This is a genomic window from Streptomyces sp. NPDC003032 (genome assembly GCF_053591415.1).
Window position 1 is genome coordinate 1 of record NZ_JBSFTT010000086.1, and the last position, 3,609, is coordinate 3,609.

3 protein-coding genes are annotated in these 3,609 nt (G+C 69.5%); all 3 read right to left on the bottom strand.

Features of this window, described 5'->3' with window-relative positions; genetic code table 11:
* A partial coding sequence (locus ACWDZ7_RS42035) for an acyl-CoA carboxylase subunit beta (protein ID WP_451804136.1) occupies positions 1 to 1,169 on the bottom strand: 1,169 nt, incomplete at its 3' end.
* Between the two features lie 44 nt (positions 1,170 to 1,213).
* A complete protein-coding gene (locus ACWDZ7_RS42040; RefSeq protein ID WP_451804138.1) occupies positions 1,214 to 1,645 on the bottom strand; it encodes a hypothetical protein in 432 nt (143 codons plus the stop codon).
* 770 nt (positions 1,646 to 2,415) lie between these two features.
* Positions 2,416 to 3,207, bottom strand: coding sequence for an AfsR/SARP family transcriptional regulator (locus tag ACWDZ7_RS42045; protein ID WP_451804140.1), 792 nt, complete (start codon positions 3,205 to 3,207; stop codon positions 2,416 to 2,418).
* Between the last annotated feature and the right edge of the window lie 402 nt (positions 3,208 to 3,609).

Sequence of the window (3,609 nt, forward strand, 5' to 3'; positions counted from 1 at the left end):
GTCGCGTTGCAGTAGGCGTAGAGGAGCTTCGCGCCGTGGCGGATGATTCCACCGTGCTCCTGGTCGACGCCCGGGAGGAAGCCGGGAACGTCCAGAAGGGTGACGATCGGGATGTTGAAGGCGTCGCACATCTGGACGAAGCGAGCTGCTTTTTCCGAGGCCTCGATGTCCAGGACGCCTGCCAGGGACTGGGGCTGGTTGGCGACTATGCCTATGACCTTGCCGTCCAGGCGGGCCAGGGCGCAGATGATGTTCCGCGCCCATCGCTCGTGGACCTCCAGGTAGTCGCCCTCGTCGACGAGCTCCTCGATGACCTTGTGCATGTCGTAGGGGCGGTTGCCGTCTACGGGGACCAGGTCGAGGAGTGCCTCACATGTGCGGTCCCGGGGGTCTTCGGAGTCGTGCGCCGGGGGGTTCTCGCGGTTGTTCGACGGCAGCATCGACAGCAGGTAGCGCACTTCTTCGAGGCAGGTCTCCTCGTCGTCGTACGCGAAGTGCGCGACGCCCGACGTCTCGGCGTGCACGTCGGCGCCGCCCAGGCCGTTCTGGGTGATCTCCTCGCCGGTCACCGCGCGGACCACGTCCGGTCCCGTGATGAACATCTGCGAGGTCTCGCGCACCATGAAGACGAAGTCGGTGAGCGCGGGGCTGTAGGCGGCGCCGCCCGCGCACGGGCCGAGCATCACGCTGATCTGCGGGATGACGCCGGAGGCTTTGGTGTTGCGCTGGAAGATGCCGCCGTATCCGGCGAGCGCGGTGACGCCCTCCTGGATGCGGGCGCCCGCGCCGTCGTTCAGGGAGACCAGCGGGGCACCGGCCGCTATAGCCATGTCCATGATCTTGTGGATCTTGGTGGCGTGGGCTTCGCCCAGGGCGCCGCCGAAGATCCGGAAGTCGTGCGCGTAGACGAAGACCGTACGGCCCTCGACCGTGCCCCACCCGGTGACGACGCCGTCGGTGTACGGCTTCTTCGCCTCCAGGCCGAAACCGGTCGCCCGGTGCCGGCGCAAGGGTTCGACTTCGCGGAACGAACCCTCGTCCAGGAGCAGTTCGATCCGCTCGCGTACGGTGAGTTTGCCCTTGGCCTTCTGAGCGGCGGTGGCCGGTTCGCCGGGCCCCGCGAGGACCCGCTCCCGTATCGCCGCCAGCTCCGCGACTTGGAGTCTCATCTCTCCCCTTACCGGTTGCCGTCACCGGGGACGCCGGGTGCGGTTCAGTTGGTGAGCTTGCGCAGGCCGTTGATCTGCAGCACGGCGAATCCGCCGACGACGGCGGCCTGCATGAGGATCCACACCGTGCCGATCGTGTTGGGGTCGAACCAGCCGAACGCCGCGGTGGCGACGCTGGCGACGGCCCAGAGGAGGTTGGCCTCGATGACGATCTTGGTGGCCGCGGCGGACGGGATCTGCTGGGCGGCGAGGAGGCCGACGAGCACGCCGTAGACGGTGAGGAAGACGCCGATCCCGCGCAGGAGCCCGGCGTTCATGTCGAGGAGGTCGCCGACGGGGCCGGCGGCGATCAGGTAGATCAGGCCGTTGCCGGCGGTGACGGCGGCGTCGAGACCGAGGAACAGACGCAGGGGGCGCGCGGCGGACGAGTTCGTGGCCGCGGTTCCAAGGCGTGCGGAGGTCTGGCTCGTGGTCATGAAGACTCCTGATGGATACGGTGGTCGGGCGTTCATGGGTCGGGGGTCCATGCGCGCCGCGCGGGACGCGTACGGGGGCTCCCCCGCGGAGGGCGGGGGCTCGCTTTCCATTCCGATGGTGACAATCGGCGCTGACCGGGCGCTGACGTGCCGGGTGGGGAGTTCCGGGTGCGGGGTGCGGGGTGCGGGGTGCGGGTTCCGGGTTCCGGGTGTGGTGTGCTGACGGTGCTGGTCGGGTGCTGGGGTGGCTGTTGGGCGGGGTGTTGGTCGGTGCTGACCGGGTGCTGATGCCGCCGGTGCGGGGAGTCGGTCGGCGACGACCGGATGCTGGCTCGGCTGTGCGCGGGGGCGTTGACCGGTGCTGACCGGGCGCTGACGCCTCGGGTGGCGGGACGTCGGTCGGCGCTGGTCGGGTGCTGGCGCCCCGGGCGCGGACGTGCCGGTGCCAGCCCGTGTTGGCCGGTCGCTGACGCCCCGGGTGCGGGGTGTTGGCCTGCGCTGGCCGGGTGCTGGCGTGGCTACGTGCGGGGGTGTTGGTCGGGTGCTGGTGCCTCGTTCGCGGGCGCGCTGGCGTCGGCCCGTGTTGGTCGGTTGCTGATGTCCCGGGCGCGGGATGTTGGCCTGTGCTGACCGGTCGCTATCGTGCCCAGGCGCGGGCGTCGACTGGCGTCGACTGGCGTCGACCGGCGTCGACCGGCGTCGACCGGCGTCGATCCGCGTCGCCCCCGCCCGCCCGGCGGGAACCCCCGTACGCCGCCCCCGCCGCCCCCTCAGGCCGGCTGAAGCAGAGTGCGCGCACCCCCGGTGAGCGCCGGATCGTGGGCGAGGATCGCGTGCTCCACGTCGCGCAGGGCGGGGGACGGGTCGATGCCCAGTTCGTCCGAGAGGTGCTGGCGCATGGCGCGGTAGACGTTGAGGGCGTCGGCCTGGCGGCCGGAGCGGTAGAGGGCGACCATCAGCTGCTCGCAGAAGCGTTCCCGCAGCGGATGGTTGCTGTGCGCCTCGTGGAGTTCCGCGAGCATCGCGGCATGGTGGCCCAGGCGCAGCTCCGCCTCGAAGCGCAGTTCCATGGCCCGCATACGATATTCCTCGTAACGGGCGCAGGCCAGCTGGCATATCGTACCGCCGGGGAAATCTCCGAAGACGGGGCCGCGCCACATCGCGAGCGCCCGGCCGAGCAATTCCGCCGTGGCCGCGGCGTCGGCGGCGCCCGCCGTCTCGGCCTGCCGGACCGTCTTGGTGAATTCCGCGGCGTCGAATTCGCCTTCGTGGATCGTGAGTCGGTAGCCGGAAGGGTGAATGGTCACACGGGAGACAGGGAGACCCGGCTCCAGGCTCTTCAGTTTGCGGCGGAGCCGGCTGATGTGCGCCTGCAGTGCGTTGGCCTGCTTGTCCGGGACGGAATCGCCCCACATTTCCTCCACGAGGCTCTCGCCCGAGATCGGGCGGCCCTCGCTGACGAGCAGCGTCTGGATGAGATTCCGCTGTAGATCTCCGGAGATCTCCGCGAAACCTGACGTGGTGCGTATCTGCAGTGCTCCGAGAATTGAAAAGCTCAGCATGCCGTTTCCCCCTTGGCTTTCGTCGCTGCAACGTCGGGGCGGTTCACCGTCCGGGTCGCCAGGGCCATCGGTGCTGCGGTGTGGGGGACCGCGGGTGGAGGTCGGCGTGGCGATCTCTGGGTGTCCCCGACCGGGGGGAGACAGGGGCTCAGCCTCTGACTCCCTTCCAGCGAAGACCCTCTCACGATATCATTCCTTTGGGAAGGTATTTTTTTGAACGAGCCGGGTCGGGTGGTTGAAAACGGGTCTGACCTGCGGGTTCGTTGAGCAAAAAAGAGCCGCGCCCGGCGGACGCAAGCCCGCCCCGGCATGCCAGCCGCTCTCGCGGGGCGCCGGGGCGGTCGCTTCACCGAGGCGGGGGAGGCCCGGCGAAGTGGATGTGGAGGTCATTGTTCCGTTGGC